Source organism: Streptomyces parvulus, assembly GCF_014648855.1.
GTDB lineage: Bacteria > Actinomycetota > Actinomycetes > Streptomycetales > Streptomycetaceae > Streptomyces > Streptomyces parvulus.
This window is the reverse complement of record NZ_BMRX01000002.1, coordinates 425,405-451,037: the sequence shown is the minus strand read 5'-3', so window position 1 is coordinate 451,037 and position 25,633 is coordinate 425,405. Positions and strand designations below refer to the sequence as shown.

Sequence of the window (25,633 nt, the reverse complement as noted above, 5' to 3'; positions counted from 1 at the left end):
GAGGGCAACGGGACCGGATGAGGACGCGGTCACGCCGTGGCCGTGGGCACAACCGCGCGAGGGGCAGTGATGGCGAACGGTCGAACGGTCAACGCGTTTCTCAGCCTCCGTCTCCCCCCGCCCCTGGTGGAGGCGCTCGTCGCCCTCCAGCGGGAGCAGCGGGAACGCGTCGATCCGCAGGATCCGGACCGGATGCACGTCACCCTGGGCTTCCTGCACGACGCCGACGCCGCCCGGCTGGCCGACGCGGCGGCACTCCTGAGCGCGGGGGACTGGACCGCCCCGCGCGTCCGGCTGACCGGCGAGGTGCGGCACGGAAGCTGGCGCCTGCAGAAGGACCCCGCCTACCGCCACGACGCCCGCACCGTCCAGCGTCAGGAGCAGGTGCGGCTGGGGATCGAGCACACGCCGGAGCTGGCCGCGCTCTACGACGGCCTCGTGCGGCGCCTCGGTGTCGCGGAGGGCGACTTCTGGCCGCATCTGACCCTCGGCCTGGCGAAGTACGACTTCCCGGCGGCGGAGGCCGAGGCCGTGGACCTGCCCTCGATGGCGGAACCGGCCCCCGTCGTCGAGCTGCAACAGGAGCTGTCCGTCACGGATTTCAGGGTCCTCGTCCACAAGCCGCTGACCTGAGCAGAGGCGCGGGCCTGATGGCGTTCGGGCGCCGTCCTTGTGGCGTACGGACGGGTCGGCGCCGGGTGCGCGAGTATGGGGGGGATGCCCAACCGACTTGCGCAGGCCACGTCCCCGTACCTACTCCAGCACGCGGACAACCCCGTCGACTGGCGGCCGTGGGAGACCGACGCGTTCGAGGAAGCCCGGCGGCGCGATGTCCCCGTGCTGCTGAGCGTCGCCTACTCCGCGTGCCAACTGGTGCCAGTGAACTCGCGAACCCAGTAGCTGGGGTGTGCTCACACTTCTTGATGATCACCCGCTTCCCGCAGAGCTTCGTGGTCGGAAGTCAGAACGATCACGAGGGCCGGGACACGGAGCGCGAGCGCGGCGACGCGGGCGTCGATTGCGTACTCGTGCCCGTGCTGCCCACCTGTGTCCTGAAGCAGCTCCACCGCGGTCAGGGAGTCCTGCTGGCTGACCGGTTCCGCCCGCAGCCGGGACAACACCCACTTCGAGCGCGCCAGATCAGTCTTCCCGTGTACTGCTTCGATCATGGTCAGCGCGGACATGGGGACGGAACTCCGGCCTGCCGACATGCCTCGATGCGCGCCGCCATCCTGTGGTCGTTGAGCAGGGGCAGGGGCAGGGGCACAGCTTCGAGCCCCCACCCTCTGGAGTGACCTGCGTCACGTGTGACCCTTTCATCGCCGCCTTGTCGCCGCAGTCCCGCCGAGCCGGTCGGCGTCCGGAGCTGCAACTTGTTTTGAGGGCGGTTGCGCAGCGCGGCTGCGCACCAGCTGACGCCAGGCCCACTGGACGAGTTCCTGGCGCTACGTTCACGACAGTCCGCGGCTACTCTAAGGATCAAGCCGAACCCCGGGGCGTCGGGGCTTGCTGGCGAGCGGCGGGGCAAGTGCGCAGTATTACTGCGCATTTGCTCGAGTGAGGAGAGAGGTATTCGTGAGCGAAGAAGGTGCAGACCCGGCGGCGGAGGTTGCCGACCGGTTGTGGCGGGCGTACACGCCGTACCGACGCGGCCGGGGTACGGCCGGCGACCTCGACGCGATGCTGGCGATCCTGATGCTCGCCGCCTTCGCGGAGGAGAAGGGCCAAGCCGAGGACGATTTCGTGAAGCGGTGGAAACGAGCCTCGGCGGAGGCCGTCGTCGGCTTCTCCCCGGCGACCGACCTGCGGGGAGCCCTGCGGGAGGCGGCCCGGCGTCCGGGTTTTCCGCTGCTCTGGTCGGCCGACCTCGACATCGACTTCGAGGGCGGGCCGGACGATGCCGCCTGGATGACGGCTTTCGTCGCGGCACTGGGCCGGACCCCAGGCCTCGGAGAGGTTGCGGTGGCCGACGTCTGTGAGCTGTTGCTTCAACGGCACGCAGAAGAAGGGGCTTTGCCGGGAGGGGAGTTCTACACCCCGCGCGGCGTCGCTGATCTGCTCGTGGATCTGGCCGCCCCCCGTCCGGGAGACCGGATCATGGACCCGGCCTGTGGTGCCGGAAGCGTGCTCGCGGCTGCCGCTCGGCATCTGGCCGAGCGTGGGCCGGTCGGTGACAACTCGTTCGAGGCGTACGCGGTGGATCGGGGCAATGTGCGCCCGGCGATGCTGAACCTGGCCCTGCACGGGGTGAGCGTGCCGCAAGTGGAACCGGCCGATCCCGCGAAGCTGTTGCGGGACCGGAACCTAGGGCGTGTCGACCGGGTGCTGAGCAATCCGCCGTTCAGCCAGCGCATCGACGGGTGGGAGCAGCGGCAGTTCATCGCGCCACAGGAGTCGAATGCCGCCTTCGCATGGCTGCAGCTTGCCTGGTCCCAACTGAAGGAAGGCGGGATCGCTGCGGTCGTGATGCCCGCGCGGGCGGCATGGGCGGGAGGCGCGGAGGCGATGATCCGCCGGGAGATGGTGGCCCGGGGTGCGGTTCTCGCGGTGATCGCCCTGCCGGCGTACCTCTTCGCGGGAACCAACATCGCCGTGCACATCTGGGTACTCGGTCGAGGACACCGGTCCCGTCCGGTGCACCGAAGCGACTCCGTGATCCTCGTCGATGCGCGCGGTGTGGTACGCGGGTTCTCGGAGCGGCCCCGCGTGCTGTCGAGCGAGGATGTCGGTCACATCGCGGAACGCTTCCGGCTCTGGTCCGAAACCTCGGAGGAGGTGGACGAGCCGGGTTTCTCCCGATCGATCACCTACGCCGAACTCATCGAGAACGCAGGCAACCTGGATCCGCGGTTCTACCTCAGAACGGAGAGTGGGCCAGGTGGAGCCATGGACCTGAGCGCCGCGCTGGCCGATTTCGAGAGGCGCAACCGCGAGACATCGGAGCTCGGGGCGGAACTGGCGCAGATCGCCGGCGCGCAGGACCAGCTGGCGCAGGACGGCGTCCGTTGCCAGCACCTGCCGCTGAAGGACGTGGTGAGCGGAGAGGCGACGGTCGCCGGTCGTCCTGTACGCCTGCTCGCGGGGCCTTCGGGAAGCCTGATCCGTGCCCAGGACTATGTGGAGGCCGACGGCGTTCCTGTGGTGATGCCGAAGGACATCGCGGACATCGGCTTCACCGTGGACGGCATCAAGCACATCTCCGAGCAGCATGCCGAACGGCTTGACCGCTTCCGGCTGCACCGGGGTGACGTCGTGGTCGCCCGACGGGGTGACCTAGGGCGATGTGCCGTGGTCGGAGAAGAACAGCAGGGCTGGGTCTGCGGAACCGGCTGCTTCGTGATCAGCCCTCCCCGCACCGTCGACTCCCGCTATTTGGCGGCGTTCCTGCGCAGCCCCGAAGCTCGGGAGTGGCTCGACACGCATGCGACGGGGAGCCTGGCGCTCCGGACCATCTCGCTCGATGTGCTCGGGGCGCTGCCCGTCGCCCTTCCCGATCTCGACACCCAGCGGTCCATCGGCGAAGCCATGGCGAGCTTCGACGCGCATGAGCGGCGGCTGCTGGACCAGTTGGCGACGATGCGGGACATCCGCAGCAGGGCGCTGAACAGCTTCCTGGTGAGATGAGGCGCCCGGCCTTCGTCCGACACCTCCAAGACTTCTCCTTAATCGCTCGCAATCGAAGTTGAATCGAGTCGCTCGTGCTGCTTAACATCGAAGCGAAGCCGAGGCGTCCCGCCGGGGGAGGCCGTCTACGTCAGGAGTGCACATGGCCACGCTGAGTATCCACTTCGACCCCGCCGTCATCGCCCGACTCGTGAGCGCGAGCGGTGACGACACCGTTCACGTCACCCTGTCCCTCGGTGAAGGAGCTGCCTCTGCGCAGGCCGCTCCGGTGATTCCCCAGGGACCCCTGGCCGGGCTGATGCGCGCCGGCCTGCTCGAACCGGGGACGGTGCTCACGTTCCGTCAGCGTCGAGCCAACAGGTTGGGCCGTGCCGTCGTCACTGCCGAAGGTCAGCTCGTCGTCGACGGGCACTCCTCCCCGTTTCCCTCGCCGTCGAAGGCTGCGGAGGCCGTGACCGGCAACGTCATCAACGGCTGGACTCTGTGGCGTACGCCCGAAGGTTCCACGCTGGATCAGCTGCGACAGGAGCTGGATGCCGAGTAACCGTCCACATGGCCCCGGCTGCGGGTCGTCGAACTCGTTCCTGAACCATGCCGTTTGCTTGCACCCGCCGCCGAGGCATATCGCTCCGGCAGCGGGCTTCGAACCCGGGGGGCTCCTTGTACGTGACCTTTGACCTGATCACCGCTCTCGTCGTTGCCGGGGCCTTCACGGCCGGGGTGCTCGTCTACCAGCGGACCGCGCCGCCGGAGGGCGCGGCGACCGCTCTGTCGAGAGGCGAACGGCTGGCGGTCGCGCTTGGTGCGGCGGCGACCGTCATCGTGATCGGCGGCTACCTCGGGAGCGGGTTCCGAGGCATCGAGCACGCCGCGGACGCACAGTCGGAGGGAGTCGTGAAGTCCGGGGCCGGCCGGTAGGCGACGCCGACGGCCGGAGGCGCCCCGGGTGGAAAGCTTGCCCGGGCCCCCTCTGGCCGTCGTTTCGTCGCTTTTCCCGCTGCATGCCGTGGGCAGAGTGACGTCACATGACCCCGAGATCGACCGTGACGGAGAAGGGCGCGGTGGCCTTCACCGTGCCGGTGAACATCTCGCCGTCCCGGTAAGCCTTGGTGGCGGGGTCGAGGACGTAGGTGTAGATGATCGGGACCCCGGTGGCGGCCTGCTCGACCCGCCAGTAGAAGGGGATGCCCGCCTTGGCGTACTGGTCCACCTTCACGATCCGGTCGGTGGTCTCCGAGCCGGGCGACACGACCTCGACGACCAGGAGTACGTGCTCGGGGCGGGTGGGCGTGAGGTCGATGGTTTCCGCCCGGTAGACGATGACGTCCGGGCGGCGGTTGGTGAGGGGGACGTCCTGCAGGCGGACGTCGAAGTCGGTGTCGGCGTTCCAGTCCGGGCCTGCGGCGGAGTCCAGGGCGTTGGCCAAGATGCGGGCCAGCCGGTTGTGGCGCTTGGAGGCGCTCGGGCTCACGACGACCATCCCGTCCACGACCTCGATGCCGGCGCACTGCTCCTCGGACCAGGAGTCGTACTGTTCCGCGCTGATCTGGGTATGCATCCACGCGGGCGCCACCATCTCGGCGGTCATGGCGTACCTCCTTCGAGAGGCCTCGGCAGGTCCGGCGGTGCTGCGCCCAGCCTACTGTTTCGAGGTGCTGGGCTGCCCGACTCGGAAGGGAAGAAGCCGCCCACCACGTAATGGCGCATAAGTGCAATTCGGCCAAGTGCGGCGGGCTCGTCAGGGTTTCACCGGTCGCAGTAGACGCTGTGAGAGGCTGGGCCGTATGAACCGGCTAGCTGGTGTGACCTCGCCTTATCTGCTTCAGCACGCTGACAATCCGGTCGACTGGTGGCCGTGGGGACCCGAGGCGTTCGAGGAAGCGAAACGGCGCGATGTCCCCGTGCTGCTGAGCGTCGGCTACTCCGCGTGCCACTGGTGCCACGTGATGGCCCACGAGTCCTTCGAGGACGAGGCCACCGCCGCGTACCTGAACTCGCACTTCGTCAGCGTCAAGGTCGACCGCGAGGAGCGGCCCGACGTGGACGCCGTCTACATGGAGGCCGTGCAGGCGGCGACCGGGCAGGGCGGCTGGCCCATGACGGTGTTCCTCACGCCGGACGCCGAGCCCTTCTACTTCGGCACCTACTTCCCGCCCGAGCCCCGGCACGGCATGCCGTCCTTCCGGCAGGTGCTCCAGGGCGTCCAGCAGGCCTGGGCGGAGCGGCGGGACGAGGTCACCGAGGTCGCCGGGAAGATCGTGCGGGACCTCGCGGGGCGGGAGATCTCCTACGGCGACGCGCAGGCGCCCGGCGAGGAGCAGCTCGGGCAGGCGCTGCTCGGGCTGACCCGGGAGTACGACGAGCAGCGCGGCGGGTTCGGCGGGGCACCGAAGTTCCCGCCCTCCATGGTCGTCGAGTTCCTGCTGCGCCACCACGCCCGCACCGGCGCCGAGGGCGCGCTCCAGATGGCGCGGGACACCTGCGAGCGGATGGCCCGCGGCGGCATCTACGACCAGCTGGGCGGCGGCTTCGCCCGCTACTCCGTGGACCGCGAGTGGGTCGTGCCGCACTTCGAGAAGATGCTCTACGACAACGCGCTGCTGTGCCGGGTGTACGCCCACCTCTGGCGCGCCACCGGCTCCGACCTCGCCCGCCGGGTCGCCCTGGAGACCGCGGACTTCATGGTGCGGGAACTGCGCACCGCGGAGGGCGGGTTCGCCTCGGCGCTGGACGCCGACAGCGACGACGGCACCGGCCGGCACGTCGAGGGCGCGTACTACGTGTGGACGCCCGCGCAGCTCACCGAGGTGCTCGGCGCCGAGGACGCCGAACTCGCCGCCCAGTACTTCGGCGTGACCGCGGAGGGCACCTTCGAGCACGGCGCCTCCGTGCTGCGACTGCCGCAGCAGGAGGGCGTCTTCGACGCGGCGCGGATCGCCTCGGTGCGGGAGCGGATGCTGGCCGCGCGCGACGCACGGCCCGCCCCCGCCCGGGACGACAAGGTGGTCGCCGCCTGGAACGGCCTCGCGATCGCCGCGCTCGCCGAGACGGGCGCCTACTTCGAGCGTCCCGACCTGGTGGAGGCCGCCGTGGCCGCCGCCGACCTGCTGGTCCGGCTGCACCTGGACGAGCAGGTCCGGCTCACCCGCACCAGCAGGGACGGCCGCGCCGGTGCGAACGCCGGGGTGCTGGAGGACTACGCCGACGTCGCCGAGGGCTTCCTCGCGCTGGCGTCGGTCACCGGCGAGGGCGTCTGGCTGGACTTCGCCGGGTTCCTGCTCGACCACGTCCTCACCCGCTTCACGGACGCCACCGGCTCCCTGTACGACACCGCCTCCGACGCGGAGCACCTGATCCGCCGCCCGCAGGACCCCACCGACAACGCGACGCCGTCCGGCTGGAGCGCCGCCGCGAACGCCCTGCTCTCCTACGCCGCCCACACCGGCTCCGAACCGCACCGCACCTCCGCCGAGCACGCCCTCGGCGTGGTCAAGGCGCTCGGCCCGCGGGTCCCGCGCTTCGTCGGCTGGGGGCTGGCCGCCGCCGAGGCGCTGCTCGACGGGCCGCGCGAGGTCGCCGTGGTGGCACCGGACGCCGCCGACGCGGCCGCCCGCGGACTGCACCGCACGGCGCTGCTCGGCGCGGCGCCCGGGGCGGTGACCGCGTTCGGCGTGGCGGGGAGCGACGAGTTCCCGCTGCTGGCCGACCGGCCACTGGTGGGCGGGGCGGCCGCGGCGTACGTCTGCCGGAACTTCACCTGCGACGCGCCGACCACCGACCCGGAGCGGCTGCGGGCCGCGCTGGGCGGCTGACCGGCGGGGCGCGGCGGGGCGGTGCCTAGGCGCCGTCCCGTACGGACTGGGCGAGGGCGCGTTCCACGATGGCCTCCAGCTGCTCGTGGTGGGCGCCCTTCCAGTACGCGCGCCCGCAGTCCCGGCAGCGCGCGAAGACGTCGTAGGACCGCTCGGTGCCGCCCTTGAGCTGGTCCGCCACCTCGTCCTTGGTGGCGGGCGCCAGCGTGCCGTTGCACGCGGTGCACCGGGTCCAGGGGCGCAGCTCGGGCCGGAAACGGGACAGGACCTCCCCGAGCTGTTCCTCGGGGCGGGTGCTGTAGACGTAGGCGCCGGCCCACAGCTCGCGGCGGCGCAGCAGACCCCGGTCGCGACTGAGCATGACCCGCCGCTCGGCGGCCGAGAGCGCGGCGAGCGCCGGGTCGCCGGGGTCCGGCGACCGGTACGCGGTGTCCACGCCGAGCAGGCGCAGCCGGCGGGCGAGGGTGCCGAGGTGGACGTCGAGCAGGAAGCGCAGGGGAGCGCCGGGCACCCGCTGCGGGTGCGTGACGGCTCCGACGCGCACCGACTCGCCGCCCGCGGGCACGTGGCCGCGGGGGACCTCGCGGCCGTCGACGAGGAGGGTGCCGACCTCGGTGAGCGGGACGCCGAGGGACTCGACGAGGTGGCCGAGGGTGGAGACCCCGTCGGCGGTGGCGCCGGTGGTGCCGGTGGGGCGGGCGCGCGGCACGAACAGCCGCAGTTCGGGCGCGAACTCGACGCGTATCTCGGGACCGTTCACCCCGGTGGCCTTCCTCGTGCCGCCGGCCGCCTTAGGGCCTGTCGTTTGGATCATGCCGGCGTCGCGGGGCGTGGCACGCGCATCTGCGGCGTTGTCGTCGGTTGCCAACGCTCCGCGTTGTCGCCCTCCTCCGCCTTGCAGCTGCACGCACCACGCCCCGCTCGGGTAGGCCGGCAAGGACCCTCCCTCTCAGCCGGCCTGATCCAAACGACAGGCCCTAGTAGGCGACCAGCGAGATCCCCACGTAGTGGGCGATGAACGCGGCCAGCGTGAACGAGTGGAAGACCTCGTGGAAGCCGAACCAGCGGGGCGAGGGGTTGGGGCGCTTGAGGCCGTAGATCACGCCGCCCGCGCTGTAGAGCAGACCGCCCACGATGACCAGGACGAGGACGGCGATGCCGCCGGCCCGCATGAACTCGGGCAGGTAGAAGACGGCCGCCCAGCCCATGGCGAGGTAGCAGGGGGTGTAGAGCCAGCGCGGGGCGCCGACCCAGAAGACCCGGAAGATGATGCCGGCGGCCGCGGCCGCCCAGATGCCCCAGAGCAGCCACTCGCCCTTCGCGCCGGGCAGCAGCAGCATCGTGAGCGGCGTGTAGGTGCCCGCGATGATCAGGAAGATGTTGGCGTGGTCCAGGCGGCGCAGGACGCCGTCCATGCGCGGGCTCCAGTTGCCCCGGTGGTAGAGCGCGCTGACGCCGAACAGGAGGCAGGCGGTCAGGACGTAGACCCCGCAGGCGACGCGGGCCTGGGTCGACTCGGCGAGCGCGGTGAGCACCAGCCCCGCGATCAGCACGGCCGGGAACATGCCGAGGTGCAGCCAGCCGCGCAGCTTGGGCTTGACCGGATGCGGCAGGGAGATCGCCACGGGGCCGCGGCCGTTGGCCGGCGTGTCCCTGGGCTCGTCGGGGACGGACGCAGTCATGGACGCATCGTACCTACGGTTCCGTAAGTTACGCATCAGTACGGACGTATGACGAACGACGAGTGGCCATCGTCTCACGCGCTCCCGGCCCCCGCATGTGCGCCGCGGGGACGTGGCGATCCTCACTCCGCTCAAGTGTGACGCCCTCTGGACAGATGGGCGCGCACGTCGGATGATCAAATGAGTGCGGTCGACACCGGATGAGCGCCCACAAGGTCAACGTCACGCGTCCGGGTCGCAGCCCCCAAGGGGCCTACCAACCCAAAAACCCCTCAACTAGGAGCAATCGTGGCGCGCGACATCGCTGCTCCCCCCGTCCCCACCAACCACCAGGAACTGATCTCGTGGGTCAACGAGATCGCCGAACTGACCCAGCCGGACGCAGTGGTCTGGTGCGACGGATCCGAGGCCGAGTACGAGCGCCTGTGCGGGGAGCTCGTCTCGAAGGGCACCTTCCGCAAGCTCGACCCGATCAAGCGGCCCAACTCGTACTACGCGGCCTCCGACCCCTCCGACGTCGCGCGCGTCGAGGACCGGACCTTCATCTGCTCCGCCAAGGAGGAGGACGCCGGCCCGACCAACCACTGGAAGGACCCCGCCGAGATGCGGGAGATCTTCAGCGGCGAAAAGGGCCTGTTCCGCGGCTCGATGCGCGGCCGGACCATGTACGTCGTGCCCTTCTGCATGGGCCCGCTCGGCTCCCCGCTCTCCGCGCTCGGCGTCGAGATCACCGACTCCGCGTACGTCGCCGTCTCGATGCGCACCATGACCCGCATGGGCCGGCCGGTCCTGGAGGAGCTGGGCGACGAGGGCTTCTTCGTCAAGGCCGTGCACACCCTCGGCGCCCCGCTGGCCGAGGGCCAGGAGGACGTGCCCTGGCCGTGCAACAGCACCAAGTACATCTCGCACTTCCCCGAGGACCGCGAGATCTGGTCCTACGGCTCCGGCTACGGCGGCAACGCCCTGCTCGGCAAGAAGTGCTACGCCCTGCGCATCGCCTCCGTCATGGCCCGCGACGAGGGCTGGCTGGCCGAGCACATGCTGGTGCTGAAGCTGACCCCGCCCACCGGCGAACCCAAGTACGTCGCCGCCGCCTTCCCTTCCGCCTGCGGCAAGACCAACCTCGCCATGCTGGAGCCCACGATCTCCGGCTGGACGGTCGAGACGATCGGCGACGACATCGCCTGGATGCGCTTCGGCGAGGACGGCCGCCTCTACGCCATCAACCCCGAGGCCGGCTTCTTCGGCGTCGCGCCCGGCACCGGTGAGCACACCAACGCCAACGCGATGAAGACCCTGTGGGGCAACTCCGTCTTCACCAACGTCGCCCTGACCGACGACGGCGACGTCTGGTGGGAGGGCATGACCGAGGAGGCGCCCGCCCACCTCACGGACTGGAAGGGCAACGACTGGACGCCGGAGTCCGGCACCCCGGCCGCCCACCCCAACGCCCGCTTCACCACGCCCGCCGCGCAGTGCCCGATCATCGCGCCGGAGTGGGAGGACCCGAAGGGCGTGCCGATCTCGGCGATCCTCTTCGGCGGGCGCCGCGCCACCGCCGTGCCGCTGGTGACCGAGTCCTTCGACTGGAACCACGGCGTCTTCCTCGGCGCCAACGTGGCCTCCGAGAAGACCGCCGCCGCCGAGGGCAAGGTCGGCGAGCTGCGCCGCGACCCCTTCGCCATGCTGCCGTTCTGCGGCTACAACATGGGCGACTACATGGGGCACTGGATCGACGTGGCCAAGGACAAGGACCAGGCCAAGCTGCCGAAGATCTACTACGTCAACTGGTTCCGCAAGGACGACGAGGGCCGCTTCGTGTGGCCCGGCTTCGGTGAGAACGGCCGCGTCCTGAAGTGGATCGTGGAGCGCCTGGAGGGCCGCGCGGAGGGCGTCGAGACGCCGATCGGCGTGCTGCCGGCCAAGGGCTCGCTCGACACCGACGGCCTCGACCTCCCCGAAGCCGACCTGGAGTTCCTGCTCAGCGTCGACAAGGAGGTGTGGCGCGAGGAGGCGGCGCTCGTCCCCGAGCACCTGAACACCTTCGGCGACCACACCCCCACCGAACTGTGGGACCAGTACCGGGCGCTGGTGCAGCGCCTGGGCTGACCTCCCGCCCCCTGCCTCGCGGCCGGTTCGACTAGCCCTGACCAGTGATGTCGTCACGAAAGCCGGCCGCGATGGGGTCCCGCCCGCTCCCGTAGCTCGATGTCCCGGAGCCGGGCGGACACCCCGCACGGGCCGGGTCCCCGCACAACGGCGTGCGACGGACCCGGCCCTTTGACGTCCCCCCCGGGACCTCGCCCTTTGGTGCCCCCCGGGGACCCCGCCCTTTGGTGTCCCCCGGGCCGGTCATCGCTCCGAGCGGTCCTCCAGATACCGGGTGTGCGCCTCCTGCCGCCTGGCCTCGGCCTCCCGCAGCCGGTCCGTCAGCCCCGCCGCCTCGTCCCGGAGCAGCGCCAGCTGCCGCTCCAGATGCGCCTCCGGCGGCTCCTGCCCCGGCCCGATCCGCGTCCACCACCGGGCGCGCACGTAGGCGTCGACGGCCTCCGGCACGTCCTGCCGCACCGTCCGGGACACCGCGTGCACCCCGTCCGGGTCGGCGGCCAGCACCTCGGCGACCCAGCCGGGCTCCAGCAGCGCGTCCAGCAGCCCGGTCAGCCCGGCCAGCCGCTCCCGCACGCGCGGCGGCAGTTCCACGTCCGACAGGTAGCGGCGCAGCCGCTCGAAGTCGCCGCGCACCTCGGCCAGTTGGTCCGACGGGCCCGGGAAGGCGGGCGGCGCGGGCCGCTCGGGCGGGGCGAGCAGCGCGCCGGCGCCGTACAGCCCCGCGACGACCACCGGCCAGTACGGTCCCGCCACGCCGGTGAAGGTCAGCACCACGCCGGCGAGTCCGCAGGCGCTGCCGGTCAGGTTCTTGCGGGACTCCAGGTAGCTCCAGAGCCCGCCGCCGCTCCTACTGGTAGCCACGGATCTCCTCGAAGGCGCCGTCCAGCGAGCCCTCGCCCGCGTCGAAGAGCCGGCCGCCGGTGAGTTCGGCGATGTGGGTCAGCTCCGCCCGGTCGGAGTCGCCGAAGAGGACCGGGAAGACCGGGATCTCGCGGCGGTGGCCGGTCAGCGAGGCGTAGAAGCGGTCGAAGTCGGCGGCGTCCGCGCCGGTGGTGTTCTCGCCGTCGGTCATCAGCACGATCGAGGTGAACGCGTCCCGCCGGTCGCCGAGGCGGTCGTACGCCTTCTCCAGCGAGGTGTACACGGCGGTGTCGCCCTCGGCGCCGAGCCGGCCGGCCTCCCGGCGGATGCCGTCCAGTCCGGGGCGCGGGTCGGCGGGGTCGACCACGTGGGTCGTCACCCGCTTGACCTCGGAGCCGAACGGCATCAGCGTCACCTCCTCGCGGTCGCGGAAGTCGCCGGTGAGGGCGGTGAGCGCGCTCTTCAGGCGGCGCAGCCGGTCGCCCTCCATCGAACCGGAGGTGTCGAGCACGTACACCGTCCGCGACGGGCGGCGCAGCTCGTTCTCGTAGGCGTCAAGCAGTCCGTCGGCGACCGACTTCGAGCCGGGGAAGGGCAGTTCGCGCCTCCGTCCGGTGTCCAGGCCGGGCGCCGGCGGCACCGAGGCGAGGACCGGGCGGCGGTGCGTGGTGGCGGTGATCTCCTTCTGGACCGCGGGTCCGCGCAGCGCCTCGGCGACGCGGCGGACGTCCTCGCGGGTGCCGGCGGCGGTCGAGGCGAGCGTGGAGAGGGGGTAGTCGGCGGTGACCACGCCGTCGGTGGGGCGGATCACGGTGAGGCCCGGGATGCCCATGAGGACGGACTCGTAGTTGAGCAGCGCGTCCACGTTCCCGCGCCGTTCGTACGCCGCCGCCAGCCAGCCCGACGAGCCGGAGGTGAGCTTCTGCCCGGTGAAGAACCGCTTCAGCCGCGGCGTCGCCCTCGCCACGTCGGCGTCCGTCAGCGCGGACTGCGCGCCGGAGAGCGCGGAGGCGACCGAGACGAGCGTGGCGAAGCCGGAGTTGGAGCGGGCGGGGTCGGTCATGCCGTACGTCAGCCGGCCCTCGGCGACGGCCCGCTCCACCTGGGACCAGGTGACCCGGCCGGGCCGGCCGCCCAGGGCCGCGAGGGCCTCGTCCCGGACGCCGATGGCGACGGGGCTGGTCATCACCGGCGTCTCGGAGACGACCCGCTTCGCCGCCTCGGGGCGCAGCCGCAGGGCGTCGTTGGACGACAGCCACACCGCGTCGTACTTCCCGTCCGTGCCGCCCTCGGCCAGCAGGTCGACGGCGTCGAGGGTGCCGATCGGGGTGAGCCGGACGGTGACGCCGGTCTCCTCGCGGACGCGGTCCAGGACCGGCCCCATGTCGCCGAGTTCACTGGAGGCGAGGACCCGCAGCGTGCCCGGTTCGGCGCTGCCCGGCACGCCGGGGGTGGGCACCGCGTCCGTGCCGTCCCGGCCGCCGCCGTCCGTGCAGGCGGTGAGGAGGGCGAGCGCGGCGAGGCAGCCGGCGAGGGCGCGTCTCATGCGAGGCCCCCCGTCCGGGTGTCCGGCGCGTTCCGGGAGCGGCTGCGTTCCAGGCGGGCGCCCGCGTCGCGCAGTTCCCCCGTCAGGGACTCCACCGTCGCCTCCATCGCCTCGGTCGCGCGGACCTTGTAGGTGTCGATGGCGTCGAGGGTGCGGTAGATCTGCTGGAAGGCGGTGCGCAGGGTCTCCGCCCCGACCGCCGGGTCGGCGGCGATGCGCTGGATCTCCCCGCTCTGCGTGGCGAGCATCTCCGCGTTGCCCCGGATCAGTTCCTCGGTGGTGCCGCGCAACGCGTCGACCTGCTCGACGACCTTCTTCTGGTGGTCGAGCGCGGAGGCCAGCATCACGGAGATCCGCAGCGCGGACACCGTCGTCGTGGCGGCCCGGTCCACGCCCTTGACCAGCTCCTCGTTGTTGCGGCGCACGACGTCCATGGCGAGGTAGCCCTGCGCGCACACCGCGAGCTGGGTGAGCAGGTCCTGGTGCTTCTGGCGGACCGGGAAGAGGACGTCGGCGCGCAGGGCGTCGGCGGCCCCGGGGTCGGCGCTCTCCACGGCGGCGACGTGGCGCTGGACGGCGGTGTCCAGGGCCTCGGTCAGCACGACGTACTCCTGGAGCCTGCCCATGGTCTCCCACAGGCGGACCCGCTCGGTCTGCAACGCCGCGTTGTCCCGCAGCAGTTCGTCCTGCCCACCGCGCAGCGCGCCCACTACGGCGTTCAGGGTGCCCTGCGCGGAGGCGTACTTGGCGACGTGGTCGCGCAGCCGGTTGCCGCCGGGCAGCCGGGACAGGAGCCGGCGCCCCCTTGAGGCGGGCAGGTCGCGCGGGTCCAGGTCCTCGACCACGCGCCGCAGCTCCACCAGCGACCCGGCCACCCGGGCCTGGGCGTCGCCGCCCTTGCCGGGCAGGCTGCGCACGGTGCGCTCCAGCATGCGGTTGGACTGCGCGCTCGCGGTGCGCATCTCGGCGGCGCCGAGCCCGGTGATCTCGCCGACCCGGCCGGCGAACTCCGGCGACCGGGCGTCGAGCGCGGCGAGTTCCTCGACGTAGGCGGCGGCCTTGCGGGTCATCTCCCGCCGGGCCGCCTCGTCGACGGGCACGAGGCCGCCGGCGCGTTCCCGGGGGACGGGCGCGACGGGCTCGGGCGGGGTGAGGGTGAGGGTGAAGTCGTCTGCGGTGCCGTTCACTTGGCCGATCCCCCTGTGGTCCGCTGTCATCCGCGCGCCCGGCGGGCCATGTCGCGCAGCACCACGTAGGTGGGCACGGGCGCCTGCCGGACGCCGGTCAGCTGCTGGTTGAGAAACGCGGTGTGGGCCTCGGTCGCCCGGGTGAACTCGCCGGTGGCGCCCTGCGGCCGGAAGCCGTGGCGCACGGCCAGGCGGCGCAGCTCCGGGTCACCGGTGAGCAGGTCGCCGAGCGCGCGGCCCGGTTCGGTCAGCGGCACCACGGTGTGGTCGCTGGTGGCGGTGGTGTCCGGGTAGAGGACGGTCATGTCGGCGACGCTGTCGCCGCCCTCCCTGAGCAGTGCGGAAACCTGCGACTCGTAGACCAGGACCAGCGGATCGCCGACGCCGCTGGTGAAGTCCCGGAACGCGGCGTCCGAGCTGGACTTCTGGGCGCCCTGCACCTGCACCAGGGTGCGCATCAGGGGCGCGGTCCGCTCCACGTCGGCGGTGCTCGCGACCACCCGGTTGCCGTTCGCCACGTAGGAGGCGGCGGCCAGGTACAGGGCGCCCGAGTTGGAGGTCTCCGGGTCGGTCGAGGCGATGTAGAGCGTGCCGGTCAGCTCGCCGTGCTCTCCGGCGCCCTTGAGCTGCTGCCAGGTGCGGTCGGCGCGGGCCGCGTCGAGGAAGGCGCCCATCCGCAGGGTGCCGCCGCGGCTGCGGTCCAGCGTGGCGATGCCGTTGGCGGCGAGCACCTCGGCGGCGGCCCCGTGGGCGACCACGACCAGCGGCGAGTAGAAGGGCCGGGGCAGCGGCTCGCGCACGCCGTACTTCTCGGCGAGTTCGTCGGCCGGGGCCTGGCTGGACGGGAAGGCGAGGTCGTAGCCCCCGAGGTCCAGCTCCTCCATGGCCCAGGACCCGGAGGTCTCGGCCCTTACGGTGTAGCCCTTGGCGGCGAGAGCCTTCACCACGTCGGGGTCGGCGAAGAACGCTGCCTTCTCCGATCCGATCACCGCACGCACGGTCTTCGTTGCCGTGCCTTCGTCCCCGGTCTGCCGGCCCGCGACGACGGCTGCCACCACTCCGCCGATCAGCAGGACCGCGAGGATCACTCCCGTGATTCGTCTCACGCCCGGAGCATCCCTGCGGAATCCGACGTTCCACGGCGTCCCGGGTGAACGGGAGGTGACCGGGCCATACCGGTATGCAACGGGAACCGGCCACTCCGCCCGGGGGCCGGCTGAGGGCGCCCGGTCCGCGCGTCGCTGCGGTGCACGCGGACCGGGGCCGTCCGTGGGGAGCCGGAAGGGCTCAGTGGGCGGCGAGCTCGCGCGGCTCCAGGGCCGCCGTGTGCGCGTCCATCCGCTCGGCGGTGAGGATCGCGGCCGCCGTGTCGGCGCGGGAGGCCGCCACCACCAGGGCGCGGCCCGCCAGGGTGTGGGCGCGGCGGTGCAGGGCCGCCAGGTGCGGCTCGGGGTGGGCGGCGGTCACCGGGACCCGGACCGGCGCCCGGCCCGCCCGCAGCCGCGTGACCTGCTCGGCGAGGCGCCCGGCCGCGGCGTCCAGGTCGGCGGCGGGGGCCAGCGCGCGCAGCTCGTCCGTGACGGCGAGCAGGGCGGCGAGATGGCCGGCGAGCTGGATGTCCAGCTCCTCCTCCCGGGACCGGTGGGGGAAGTCGGAGGTGGTGCCGGCCGCCGTGCTGTGGACGGACTTGCTGCGGATCGCTTCGTACATGGGACGGCCTCCTGATTGCTCCAGGAAGCCATCCTACATTAGATCGATTCTAAAGTTGAGGGTGTTCGGGTTCTGGCCGGGCTCAGGACTGGCCGTAGCCCTCCAGGAAGTTCCCGATCCGGCCGACCGCCTCGCGCAGGTCGTTGGCCGTGGGCAGGGTCACCACCCGGAAGTGGTCGGGCTCGGGCCAGTTGAAGCCGGTGCCCTGGACGACCATGATCTTCTCCTGCCGCAGCAGGTCCAGGACCATCCGCCGGTCGTCCTTGATCTTGAAGACCTTGGGGTCGAGCCGCGGGAAGAGGTACAGCGCGCCCTTCGGCTTCACGCAGGTCACGCCCGGGATGCTGGTCAGCGCCGCGTGCGCGGCGTCCCGCTGCTCGCGCAGCCGACCGCCCGGCAGCACCAGTTCGTTGATGGTCTGGCGCCCGCTGAGCGCCGCGACCACGCCGTGCTGCCCCGGCATGTTGGCGCACAGCCGCATGTTCGCCAGCACCGTCAGGCCCTCGATGTAGGACTCGGCGTGCGCGCGCGGACCGGAGATCGACATCCAGCCGACCCGGTAACCGGCCACCCGGTACGCCTTCGACATGCCGTTGAAGGTGAGGGTGAGCAGGTCGGGGGCGACCGCGGCGGTCGGCGTGTGCGTGGCCTCGTCGTAGAGGATCTTGTCGTAGATCTCGTCGGAGCAGACCAGCAGGTTGTGCCGGCGCGCGATGTCGGTCAGGCCGCGCAGCACCGCCTCGTCGTAGACCGCGCCCGTCGGGTTGTTCGGGTTGATGATCACGAGCGCCTTGGTGCGGTCGGTGATCTTCCGCTCCACGTCGGCGAGGTCCGGCATCCAGTCGGACTGCTCGTCGCACCGGTAGTGCACCGCCGTGCCGCCGGACAGCGACACGGCGGCCGTCCACAGGGGGTAGTCCGGCGCCGGGACGAGGACCTCGTCGCCGTCGTCGAGCAGCCCCTGCATCGCCATCACGATCAGCTCGGAGACGCCGTTGCCGATGAAGACGTGCTCGACGTCCGTCTCGATGCCGAGGGTCTGGTTGTGCATCACGACCGCGCGCCGGGCGGCCAGCAGGCCCTTCGCGTCGCCGTAGCCGTGCGCCGTCGAGACGTTGCGGAGGATGTCCTCCAGGATCTCGGGCGGGCACTCGAAACCAAAGGCCGCCGGGTTGCCCGTGTTCAGCTTGAGGATGCGGTGCCCGGCCGCTTCCAGCCGCATCGCCTCCTCGAGCACCGGGCCCCGGATCTCGTAACAGACGTTGGCGAGCTTGGTCGACTGGATCACCTGCATGTGCGTGAGCTTACGACCCGGTTACGTTCCATGGGTCGTGTTATCCGCCACTTGAGATGTTCGGTATGGGCGGTTTTGGTCGCTCACCGGGGGCTCCGCCGCACCGAGCGCCCCGCCAGCACGTCCGTGCGCCGGCCGTCCGCCATCACGAAGCGGCCGTCGACCAGCACGTACGGGATGCCCGTCGGCAGCACGCGCGGGTTGTCGTAGGTGCTGCCCGCCGCGACCGTCGCCGGGTCGAAGAGGACCAGGTCGGCCCGGTGGCCCTCGCGGACCAGGCCCCGGTCCGGCAGCCGCAGCCGGGCGGCCGGGCGGGAGGTGAGGTGGGCCACGCACTCCTCCAGGGACAGCACGCCCAGCTCGCGCACGTAGTGGCCGAGGTAGTGCGGGAAGGTGCCGTAGGCGCGCGGGTGCGGCTTGGTGCCCTGGAGGATGCCGTCCGAGCCGCCGGTGTGGACGCGGTGCCGCATGATCGCGCGCACGTTCTCCTCGTGGCCGACGTGCTGGAGGATGGTCGGGGCCAGCCGGTCGGCCAGGAGCAGGCGGCGCGCGGTCGTCCACGGGGTCTCGCCGCGCAGCCGCGCCGACTCCGCGACCGTGCGGCCGACGTACTCCCCGAGCGCCGGGTCGCCGGTGCCGGAGATCTCGATCGTGTCCCACTCCATGGGCACGCCGTGGCAGCCGTCGGAGCCGATCTCCTCGATGTGGTGCCGGATGCGCTCGGCGGTCTCGTCGTCCGCCAGCCGCCTCATGATCTGCTCCGGGCCGCCCTCGCTCGCCCAGCTCGGCAGCATCGCCACGAGGGTGGTGCAGCCGGGGGTGTAGGGGTACGTGTCGAGCGTGATGTCGGCCCCGGCGGCCAGCGCGCCGTCGAGCAGCGTCAGCAGCTCGGGGGCCTTGCCCTTGTTGACGCCGAAGTTCATGGTGGCGTGCGCCAGGTGCAGCGGGCAGTCCGCCTCCCGGGTCAGCTCCACCATCTCCTCGTACGCCCGGAGGGCACCGGCCCCGTACGAGCGGTGGTGCGGGCAGTAGTAGCCGCCGTACGACGCCACCACCCGGCACAGCTCGGTCAGCTCCGCGTCCTTCGCGTACATGCCCGGCGTGTAGGTCAGCCCGGACGACATGCCGACCGCGCCCTGCTCCATGCCCTCGGCCACCAGCCGCCGCATGCGCTCCAGCTCCGCGTCGGTCGCGTCCCGGTCGTCCCAGCCGACCGCGAGGGCGCGCACCGTGCCCTGCGGGATCAGGTACGCGGCGTTGACCGCGATGCCCCGGTCGAGCCGGTCCAGGTACTCGCCGACCGACCGCCAGTCGAATTCGATGTCGTCGCCCGAGCCGTTCCAGCCGGCGATCGCGCTGCGCACCTCGCCGAGGGTGCGGTCGTCGACCGGCGCGTAGGAGAGCCCGTCCTGGCCGATGACCTCCAGGGTGACGCCCTGCGCGGCCTTGGCGCTGTGGTCGGGGTCCCGCAGCAGCGCCAGATCGCTGTGGGCGTGCATGTCGATGAAGCCGGGGGCCAGAACCAGCCCCTCGGCGTCCAGCTCACGGCGGGCCCGGGGGCGCTGGCAGCCGGCGCCGGCCGCCTCCTTGACGATCGAGACGATCCGGCCGCCGTCGACCACGACGTCGGCGCGGTACGCGTCGGCGCCGGAGCCGTCGACGACGTCCGCGTCCCGGATGACCAGCTCTTCCATGTCCGGCTCCCTTTCAGAGGGACGGTGTCCAGCAGAAACGTGTTCTAGAAGAACGTGCGGATGTAGTCGACGACCGTCCCGTCCGCCTCGGCGACCGGGATGAGCTGCCACTTGTCGAAGGACGTGCAGGGGTGCGACAGGCCGAGGCCCAGCCAGTCGCCGACCGCCAGCTCCGCCTCGGGCGTCGTGCGCAGCCAGGCGTGCTGGTCGGACAGGCCGCTGACCGTGATGCCGGCCGCCGGGCGCTCGGGCCCGCCGTCCGCGGGGCGCACCACCTGGGCGAACGGCAGGTCGAGGTCGTACGCCGCGTCCCGCTTGCCCGCGTTGGCGAAGGCCTGCTCGGCGGAGGGGCGGGAGACCACCTGGGTCCACAGCCGGAACGCGGGCTCCAGGGCGCCCTCGGCGGGGACGCGGTTGAAGGGGGTGACCTCCCGGTAGTGCCCGTCGTCGTGCGAGACGTAGGCGCCCGAGCGCAGCAGCTTCAGCACGGGCAGCGACAGGCCGGGGACCTCGGCGAACACGTCGGCGACCGCGTCGAACCAGGCGCTGCCGCCCGCGCTCAGCACGATCTCGTCCAGGCCGCCCGCGCCGAACCGTCCGGCCGCGTCGAAGTCCGCCGCGAGCGCGACCAGCCGCCGCAGCCAGGCGTGGACGCGCTCCGGGTCGGCGTCGGGGACCTCGCCCTCGTACCCGGCGACCCCCGCGAGCCGCAGGGTCCGGGTAGCCGCCACCGCGTCGGCGACGGCCGCGCAGTCCGCCTCGGTGCGCGCCCCGGTCCTGGCCCCCTCGCCGGCGGCCAGTTCGACCACGACGTCCACCGGGCGGGCGGCACCCGCGCCGGTGAGCGCCGCGTCCATCAGCTCGACGCCGCGCACGGAGTCGACGTAGCAGACGAAGCGGAAGTCCGGGTCGGCGTCCAGCTCGGCGGCGATCCAGCGCAGCGCGGCGGCGTCGACCAGCTCGTTGGCGAGGAAGATCCGCCCGATGCCGAAGGCCCGCGCCACCCGCACCTGGTGCGGCACGGCGAGCGTGATGCCCCAGGCGCCGTGCTCGATCTGGCGCCGGAACAGCTGGGGCGCCATGGAGGTCTTGCCGTGCGGCGCGAAGGCGAGGCCGTGCCGGGCCGCGTACGTCTCCATCAGCGCGAGGTTGTGCTCCAGGCGCTCGGCGGACAGGGCCAGCACGGGGGTGGCGAAGCCGTCGGTGAAGAGGTTGCGGCGCTGTCCGGCCAGCTCGGCGACGGTCAGGCCGTCGGCGTCCGGCGGCAGGCCCTTGAAGCGGTGGTCGACGTGCTCCTCGGCCAGACGGGCGAGGGCATCGGTGCCGGTGTCGAGGGCCACGGAGCCTCCATGAGTCGCAGTGTTGCATTGTGTGCAACGGTCATTGCGTATGTCGCTTACTGGTGTCTAACATCTCGGCCAACGCGGGGTCAACGGACCCTCCACGACCCACCCGCCGCATCCCACCCAGCCGCAAGGGAGCCCCCACCATCGTGACCGCCACCGGACCCACCAGCACCGCCCCCGGCGTCGTGGACGTCGTCGCGCTCGGCGAGTCCATGGTCACCTTCCTGCCCTCGCGGCCCGGGCGCCTCGCCGACGTCCCCTCCTTCGACCGGGCCATCGGCGGCGCCGAGTCCAACGTGGCCTGCGTGCTCGCCGCCGCCGGGCACTCCACGCGCTGGGCCGGCCGGGTCGGCGCCGACGGCTTCGGCGACCACCTCGTCGAGGCCATCGGCGGCTACGGCGTCGACGTCTCCCTCGTCCGCCGCGACCCCGACCGCCCGACCGGCGTCTACTTCCGCACCGCCGGCGACCGCGCCACCGACGCCCACGAGGTCGCGTACTACCGGGCGGGCTCCGCGGCCTCCGCGATGTCCGTCAGCACCATGGACCTCGACGCCCTCCGCTCCGGCCGCGTCCTGCACGTGTCCGGGATCACGCCCGCGCTCTCCGCCGACTGCCTCGGCCTGATGCGCGAACTGACCGCCCGGCGCCCCGGCCGCGCCCGCGGCCCCCTCGTCTCGTTCGACGTCAACCACCGGCCGGGCCTGTGGCGGAACGCCGCGGACGCCCCCGAGGTGCTGCTCGAACTGGCCCGCGGCGCCGACATCGTCTTCGTCGGCGAGGACGAGGCCTGGGATCTCGGCGGCCCCGAGGCCGTGCGCGCCGCGCTGCCCGAACCCGGCGTCCTCGTCGTCAAGCAGGGCGCGACCGCCGCCACCGCCTTCCACGGCGACGACGCCACCACCGTCCCCGCCCTCACCGTCGACGTCGTCGCCGCCGTCGGCGCGGGCGACGCCTTCGCCGCCGGGTTCCTCTCCGCCACCCTGCGCGGACTGCCCGTGCGCGAACGCCTGCGCCACGGCCACCTCATGGCCGCCGCCGCCCTCACCGTCCCCGGCGACCTCGCCACGCCCCCCGCCCGCGGCCACGCCGACCGCCTCGCCGCCCTCGACGACGCCGCGTGGGGGAGACTGCGACTCGGCCCCGGCTGGACCCAGGCCGGCGAGAGGGCCGAGGAGGAGGCACCCACACCATGAGTCAGACCGTCGACCGCGCGCTCAGCATCCTGCCGCTGCTCGCCGAGGGCCCCGCGGACCTCGGCCGGGTCGCCGACCGCCTCGGCGTGCACAAGTCCACCGCGCTGCGCCTCCTGCGCACCCTGCACGACCACGGGTTCGTCTACCGCCAGGCCGACCAGCGCTACCGCCTCGGCGCCCGGCTCATCTCCCTCGCCCAGGAGGCGATGGAGAACCTCGACGTCCGCGAGATCGCCCACCCCCACCTCGTACGCCTCAACGAACAGGTCGGGCACACCGTCCACCTCGCCGTCCACGAGGAGGGCGAGGTCCTCTACATCGACAAGGTCGAGAGCCGCTACCCGGTCCGCATGTACTCCCGGATCGGCAAGCCCGTCGCCATCACCGTCGCCGCCGTGGCCAAACTGCTGCTCGCCGACCTCCCCGAGAACGAACGCCGAGCCGTGGTCGACCAGCTCGACTACCCCATGTACACGGCCCGTTCGACACCGAACGCCGACGGCTTCCTCAAGGAGCTGGCCAAGGTGCGCGAACAGGGCTGGGCCACCGACCTCGGTGGCCACGAGGAGTCCATCAACTGCGTCGCCGCCCCCATCCGGGGCGCCGACGGCAGGGTGGTCGCCGCGATGTCGGTCTCCGCGCCGAACGTCGTCGTCACCGCCGACGAACTCCTCACCCTGCTCCCGCTGGTGCGCCGTACGGCGGACGCCATCAGCGGCGAGTACTCCGGCAGGACCCCAGTCAAGGAAGTCACCACATGACCGACAAGATCGCCCTCACCCCGGCCACCCACACCACCCCGCCGGCGAAGTTCTCCCACGGCGTCCGCAAGGGCAACATCCTCCAGGTCGCCGGCCAGGTCGGCTTCCTCCCCCACGAGGAGGGCAAGGCCCCCACCCCGGCCGGCCCGACCCTGCGCGAGCAGACCCTCCAGACCCTCGCCAACGTCAAGGCGATCCTGGAGGAGGGCGGCTCCTCCTGGGACGACGTGATGATGATCCGCGTCTACCTCACGGACGTGGACCACTTCGCGGAGATGAACGAGATCTACAACGCGTACTTCGCGGAGCAGGGCCTCACCCAGCCGCCCGCCGCGCGCACCACGGTCTACGTCGGCCTGCCCGCCGGCCTGCTCATCGAGATCGACGCGCTCGCCGTCCTGGGCTGACCCCCCTCCGGCCCCGGCCGCCGCGTACCGAACCGCCTGTCGCACGGCACGGCGCTCCCCTTCCCCCGGGGGCGCCGTGCCGCGCCCCGCCCTGCCCGAAAGCACCATGTGTTTAGCCAGAGGACCCCCGAATGTCCCACGCGCCCCTCCAGCTCGCCGCCGCCGAGACCCCACCGCACACCGGCGGTCTGCTCACCCTGATCGACGGCACGGCGGGCCTGCTGACCGTCGCCGCGATCGGCATCGTGCTGCTGCTCTTCCTGATCATCAAGGTGCGGCTGCAGCCGTTCGTCGCGCTGCTCGCCGTCTCCATAGCCGTCGGCCTGCTGGCCGGCCTCTCGGTCACCGAACTCTTCGGCACCGTCCAGAAGTCCGACGCCGTCTCCACCATCGAGTCCGGCATGGGCGGCATCCTCGGACACGTCGCCATCATCATCGGCCTGGGCACCATGCTCGGCGCGATCCTCGAAGTCAGCGGTGGCGCGCAGGTGCTGGCCTCCCGCCTGCTGGGCCTCTTCGGCGAGAAGCGCGCCCCCCTCGCGATGGGCCTCACCGGCCTCATCTTCGGCATCCCGGTCTTCTTCGACGTCGGCATCTTCGTCCTCGCGCCGATCGTCTACGCCGCCGCCAAGCGCTCCGGCAAGTCGGTGCTGATCTACTGCCTGCCGCTGCTGGCCGGCCTGTCGATGACCCACGCCTTCCTGCCGCCCCACCCCGGTCCCGTCGCCGCCGCCGGGCTGCTGAAGGTGGACCTCGGCTGGGTGATCCTCATGGGCATCGTCTGCGGCATCCCCGCCGTGCTCGCCGCGTGGGTGTTCTCCGCCTGGGTCGGCCGCCGCATCTTCGTCCCCGTCCCGCAGGACATGGTCGAGGCCGCCGAGGAGGCCAAGCAGGCCGTCATCGAGGAGCAGCGGGCGTCCGGCGTCGAGCCGCACGAGAGCCCGGTCGCGCTCGGCACGGTCCTCGGCATCATCGGCACCCCGCTGGTGCTGATCCTCGCCGCGACCTTCTCCTCCATCGCCCTCGACCCGTCCACGCTCCGCTCGGTCATCGAGTTCTTCGGCAACCCGTTCGTCGCCCTGACCATCGCGCTCTTCCTCGCCTACTACCTGCTCGGCATCCGGCGCGGCTGGTCCCGCAAGTCCCTGGAGACCGTCTCGACGGCCTCGCTGAAGCCGGTCGGCAACATCCTGCTGGTCGTCGGCGCGGGCGGCGTCTTCGGCGCGGTCCTGAAGGCCAGCGGCGTCGCCCAGGCGCTCTCCGACACCTTCAACGACGTCGGCCTGCCGGTGATCGTCCTGTCGTACCTGATCTCCCTGGTGCTGCGGGTCGCGCAGGGCTCGGCGACCGTGGCCATCGTCACGACGGCGGGCATCGTGGCACCGCTGCTCGCGGAGGGCGACCACTCGCAGGCGTTCGTCGCGCTGGTCATCATGGCCATCTCGGCGGGCTCCATCTTCGCCTCGCACGTCAACGACGGCGGCTTCTGGATGGTCGCCAAGTACTTCGGCATCAGCGAGCGGGACACCCTCAAGACCTGGACCGTGCTGGAGAGCGTGCTGTCGCTGGCCGGCTTCGTGGTCGCGGCGGTGCTGAGCCTGTTCGTGTAGGCGCGTGTGTAGGCGTCTGATAACGAAGTCGGGGCCGACTGTGTCCGGCACAGGTTTGTCGACCATACTGCCCGCTGTGGAGCAGCGCAGAGGATCGAGCAGCCAGCCCCTGGAAGGCGCCGGATTCGACCCGGCCTTCATCCCCGGGCTCACCGCCCCCGCGGCCGGTGGGCCCGAGGACGTGAGAGGCGGGAAGACGGACGCGGACGGCGAGGCGGACGCGGGCCCGGAGACGGACGGCGTCGAGGACGCCGTACCGTCCGCCCGGGAGTCCGCCGACGACCTCGCGGAACCGGAGGAGGCGGCGGAGGAGGCGGCCGCCGTGGACGGCCCCGTCTTCGAGGCCGCCGACCGCCGCGCCCGGATCGTCGCCGACCACAAGGGCGTCCGCCTCTCCCTCGACGACCAGGCCTGCGAGTTCCGCTGGGACGAGGTCGGCGCCGTGGAGACCGAGACGGGACGCTTCGGCAAGCGGTTCACCGTCACGGTGCACACGCCGGACCGGCGCTGGTACCCGATCGAGATCGAGGCGGACTCCCGCGGCCGCTTCGCGGAGTGGGAGTCCGCCCTGGACGAGGTCCTGGACGCGTACTTCGAGGACGGCGAGGCGGCCGAGGCCACCGAGGCCGACGCGGAGCCCGACGGCGAGACGGACGCGGCGTCCGACGAGAAGCCCGGCACGACCTCGCTCTCCAAGTCCGACGCGAAGCCCGAAGGAAAGTCCCCGGCCGGCACCGAGGAGTAAGCGCATCGGGTGAAGATCCGCGTACGCCCTCTTGTCCGACCGGCGGTCT

The 25,633-nt window shown here is 72.1% G+C and carries 22 protein-coding genes and 2 pseudogenes; 12 read left to right on the top strand and 12 right to left on the bottom strand.

Annotation, left to right across the window (positions count from 1 at the left end; translation table 11 throughout):
- Positions 1-69: 69 nt before the first annotated feature.
- Both IE108_RS05000 and IE108_RS04995 read left to right on the top strand, forming a co-directional pair.
- Positions 70-633 (top strand): hypothetical protein, encoded by a 564-nt coding sequence (locus tag IE108_RS05000; RefSeq protein ID WP_064729560.1) that lies wholly within the window; start codon positions 70-72, stop codon positions 631-633.
- A gap of 84 nt (positions 634-717) precedes the next feature.
- Positions 718-867 (top strand): annotated as a pseudogene (locus IE108_RS04995) (DUF255 domain-containing protein); the annotation flags it as partial.
- Positions 868-919: 52 nt separating this feature from the next.
- Here IE108_RS04995 and IE108_RS04990 read toward each other — a convergent pair.
- Positions 920-1,231 (bottom strand): annotated as a pseudogene (locus IE108_RS04990) (DNA-binding protein); the annotation flags it as partial.
- A gap of 344 nt (positions 1,232-1,575) precedes the next feature.
- On the opposite strand from IE108_RS04990, the gene IE108_RS04985 reads away from it, so the two are divergent.
- The 3 genes from IE108_RS04985 (at position 1,576) to IE108_RS04975 (ending at position 4,542) form a co-directional block, all read left to right on the top strand.
- Complete coding sequence (locus IE108_RS04985) at positions 1,576-3,624, top strand: N-6 DNA methylase (RefSeq protein WP_064729561.1); 2,049 nt, start codon at positions 1,576-1,578, stop codon at positions 3,622-3,624.
- Between the two features lie 142 nt (positions 3,625-3,766).
- On the top strand, positions 3,767-4,168 hold the full coding sequence (locus IE108_RS04980) for a DUF4357 domain-containing protein (protein ID WP_064729562.1): 402 nt from the start codon (positions 3,767-3,769) through the stop codon (positions 4,166-4,168).
- 122 nt (positions 4,169-4,290) lie between these two features.
- Positions 4,291-4,542, top strand: a complete 252-nt coding sequence (locus IE108_RS04975; protein WP_159394624.1) for a hypothetical protein — start codon at positions 4,291-4,293, stop codon at positions 4,540-4,542.
- A gap of 103 nt (positions 4,543-4,645) precedes the next feature.
- Here the strand turns inward: IE108_RS04975 and IE108_RS04970 are convergent, their stop codons facing one another.
- Positions 4,646-5,212, bottom strand: coding sequence for a Uma2 family endonuclease (locus IE108_RS04970; protein ID WP_064729564.1), 567 nt, complete (start codon positions 5,210-5,212; stop codon positions 4,646-4,648).
- Positions 5,213-5,408: 196 nt separating this feature from the next.
- Between IE108_RS04970 and IE108_RS04965 the strand changes: the two genes are divergently transcribed.
- On the top strand, positions 5,409-7,436 hold the full coding sequence (locus IE108_RS04965; protein ID WP_064729565.1) for a thioredoxin domain-containing protein: 2,028 nt from the start codon (positions 5,409-5,411) through the stop codon (positions 7,434-7,436).
- Between the two features lie 25 nt (positions 7,437-7,461).
- Here the strand turns inward: IE108_RS04965 and IE108_RS04960 are convergent, their stop codons facing one another.
- A complete protein-coding gene (locus tag IE108_RS04960) occupies positions 7,462-8,196 on the bottom strand; it encodes a Mut7-C RNAse domain-containing protein (RefSeq protein WP_064729566.1) in 735 nt (244 codons plus the stop codon).
- Between the two features lie 217 nt (positions 8,197-8,413).
- Entirely contained in the window at positions 8,414-9,118 is a 705-nt protein-coding gene (gene trhA / locus IE108_RS04955) for a PAQR family membrane homeostasis protein TrhA (protein ID WP_064729567.1), read from the bottom strand.
- 288 nt (positions 9,119-9,406) lie between these two features.
- On the opposite strand from trhA, the gene IE108_RS04950 reads away from it, so the two are divergent.
- Positions 9,407-11,227 (top strand): phosphoenolpyruvate carboxykinase (GTP), encoded by a 1,821-nt coding sequence (locus IE108_RS04950; protein ID WP_064729568.1) that lies wholly within the window; start codon positions 9,407-9,409, stop codon positions 11,225-11,227.
- 243 nt (positions 11,228-11,470) lie between these two features.
- Here the strand turns inward: IE108_RS04950 and IE108_RS04945 are convergent, their stop codons facing one another.
- The 8 genes from IE108_RS04945 to IE108_RS04910 form a co-directional block, all read right to left on the bottom strand.
- A complete protein-coding gene (locus IE108_RS04945) occupies positions 11,471-12,088 on the bottom strand; it encodes a hypothetical protein (RefSeq protein WP_064729569.1) in 618 nt (205 codons plus the stop codon).
- The gene (locus IE108_RS04940; RefSeq protein WP_064729570.1) at positions 12,075-13,634 is read right to left on the bottom strand and encodes a vWA domain-containing protein; all 1,560 of its coding nucleotides are present in this window, start codon (positions 13,632-13,634) and stop codon (positions 12,075-12,077) included. The genes IE108_RS04945 and IE108_RS04940 overlap by 14 nt, the downstream gene beginning before the upstream one ends.
- Positions 13,631-14,851 carry a toxic anion resistance protein gene (locus IE108_RS04935; RefSeq protein WP_064729571.1) on the bottom strand — a complete coding sequence of 407 codons (1,221 nt, stop codon included), beginning with the start codon at positions 14,849-14,851 and terminating at the stop codon, positions 13,631-13,633. The genes IE108_RS04940 and IE108_RS04935 overlap by 4 nt, the downstream gene beginning before the upstream one ends.
- Positions 14,848-15,927 carry a substrate-binding domain-containing protein gene (locus IE108_RS04930; protein ID WP_064729572.1) on the bottom strand — a complete coding sequence of 360 codons (1,080 nt, stop codon included), beginning with the start codon at positions 15,925-15,927 and terminating at the stop codon, positions 14,848-14,850. The genes IE108_RS04935 and IE108_RS04930 overlap by 4 nt, the downstream gene beginning before the upstream one ends.
- A 181-nt stretch (positions 15,928-16,108) precedes the next feature.
- Positions 16,109-16,531, bottom strand: a complete 423-nt coding sequence (locus IE108_RS04925) for an SCO4983 family protein (protein ID WP_064729573.1) — start codon at positions 16,529-16,531, stop codon at positions 16,109-16,111.
- A gap of 82 nt (positions 16,532-16,613) precedes the next feature.
- Positions 16,614-17,825, bottom strand: coding sequence for a pyridoxal phosphate-dependent aminotransferase (locus tag IE108_RS04920; protein ID WP_064729574.1), 1,212 nt, complete (start codon positions 17,823-17,825; stop codon positions 16,614-16,616).
- Between the two features lie 83 nt (positions 17,826-17,908).
- Complete coding sequence (locus tag IE108_RS04915) at positions 17,909-19,519, bottom strand: N-acyl-D-amino-acid deacylase family protein (protein WP_064729575.1); 1,611 nt, start codon at positions 19,517-19,519, stop codon at positions 17,909-17,911.
- Positions 19,520-19,563: 44 nt separating this feature from the next.
- A complete protein-coding gene (locus tag IE108_RS04910) occupies positions 19,564-20,859 on the bottom strand; it encodes an amino acid deaminase (RefSeq protein WP_064729576.1) in 1,296 nt (431 codons plus the stop codon).
- A gap of 152 nt (positions 20,860-21,011) precedes the next feature.
- On the opposite strand from IE108_RS04910, the gene IE108_RS04905 reads away from it, so the two are divergent.
- From IE108_RS04905 to IE108_RS04885, 5 genes are all read left to right on the top strand, one after another.
- The gene (locus tag IE108_RS04905; RefSeq protein ID WP_064729577.1) at positions 21,012-22,061 is read left to right on the top strand and encodes a sugar kinase; all 1,050 of its coding nucleotides are present in this window, start codon (positions 21,012-21,014) and stop codon (positions 22,059-22,061) included.
- Positions 22,058-22,822: an IclR family transcriptional regulator gene (locus tag IE108_RS04900; protein WP_064729578.1), complete on the top strand. Its 765-nt coding sequence runs from the start codon at positions 22,058-22,060 to the stop codon at positions 22,820-22,822. Before IE108_RS04905 ends, IE108_RS04900 begins: the two co-directional genes overlap by 4 nt.
- Positions 22,819-23,229, top strand: a complete 411-nt coding sequence (locus IE108_RS04895) for a RidA family protein (RefSeq protein ID WP_064729579.1) — start codon at positions 22,819-22,821, stop codon at positions 23,227-23,229. Before IE108_RS04900 ends, IE108_RS04895 begins: the two co-directional genes overlap by 4 nt.
- 131 nt (positions 23,230-23,360) lie before the next feature.
- Positions 23,361-24,839: a GntP family permease gene (locus IE108_RS04890; protein ID WP_064729580.1), complete on the top strand. Its 1,479-nt coding sequence runs from the start codon at positions 23,361-23,363 to the stop codon at positions 24,837-24,839.
- Between the two features lie 76 nt (positions 24,840-24,915).
- Entirely contained in the window at positions 24,916-25,584 is a 669-nt protein-coding gene (locus tag IE108_RS04885) for a hypothetical protein (protein ID WP_064729581.1), read from the top strand.
- Positions 25,585-25,633 lie beyond the last annotated feature (49 nt).

Bases quoted from the DNA above. Each gene is read 5' to 3' on its own strand.
- IE108_RS04920 (WP_064729574.1), bottom strand. From the start codon at position 17,825: ATGCAGGTGATCCAGTCGACCAAGCTCGCCAACGTCTGTTACGAGATC.
- IE108_RS04895 (WP_064729579.1), top strand. From the start codon at position 22,819: ATGACCGACAAGATCGCCCTCACCCCGGCCACCCACACCACCCCGCCG.
- IE108_RS04980 (WP_064729562.1), top strand. From the start codon at position 3,767: ATGGCCACGCTGAGTATCCACTTCGACCCCGCCGTCATCGCCCGACTC.
- trhA (WP_064729567.1), bottom strand. From the start codon at position 9,118: ATGACTGCGTCCGTCCCCGACGAGCCCAGGGACACGCCGGCCAACGGC.
- IE108_RS04970 (WP_064729564.1), bottom strand. From the start codon at position 5,212: ATGACCGCCGAGATGGTGGCGCCCGCGTGGATGCATACCCAGATCAGC.
- IE108_RS04940 (WP_064729570.1), bottom strand. From the start codon at position 13,634: ATGAGACGCGCCCTCGCCGGCTGCCTCGCCGCGCTCGCCCTCCTCACC.
- IE108_RS04935 (WP_064729571.1), bottom strand. From the start codon at position 14,851: ATGACAGCGGACCACAGGGGGATCGGCCAAGTGAACGGCACCGCAGAC.
- IE108_RS04925 (WP_064729573.1), bottom strand. From the start codon at position 16,531: ATGTACGAAGCGATCCGCAGCAAGTCCGTCCACAGCACGGCGGCCGGC.
- IE108_RS05000 (WP_064729560.1), top strand. From the start codon at position 70: ATGGCGAACGGTCGAACGGTCAACGCGTTTCTCAGCCTCCGTCTCCCC.
- IE108_RS04915 (WP_064729575.1), bottom strand. From the start codon at position 19,519: ATGGAAGAGCTGGTCATCCGGGACGCGGACGTCGTCGACGGCTCCGGC.
- IE108_RS04890 (WP_064729580.1), top strand. From the start codon at position 23,361: ATGTCCCACGCGCCCCTCCAGCTCGCCGCCGCCGAGACCCCACCGCAC.
- IE108_RS04965 (WP_064729565.1), top strand. From the start codon at position 5,409: ATGAACCGGCTAGCTGGTGTGACCTCGCCTTATCTGCTTCAGCACGCT.
- IE108_RS04900 (WP_064729578.1), top strand. From the start codon at position 22,058: ATGAGTCAGACCGTCGACCGCGCGCTCAGCATCCTGCCGCTGCTCGCC.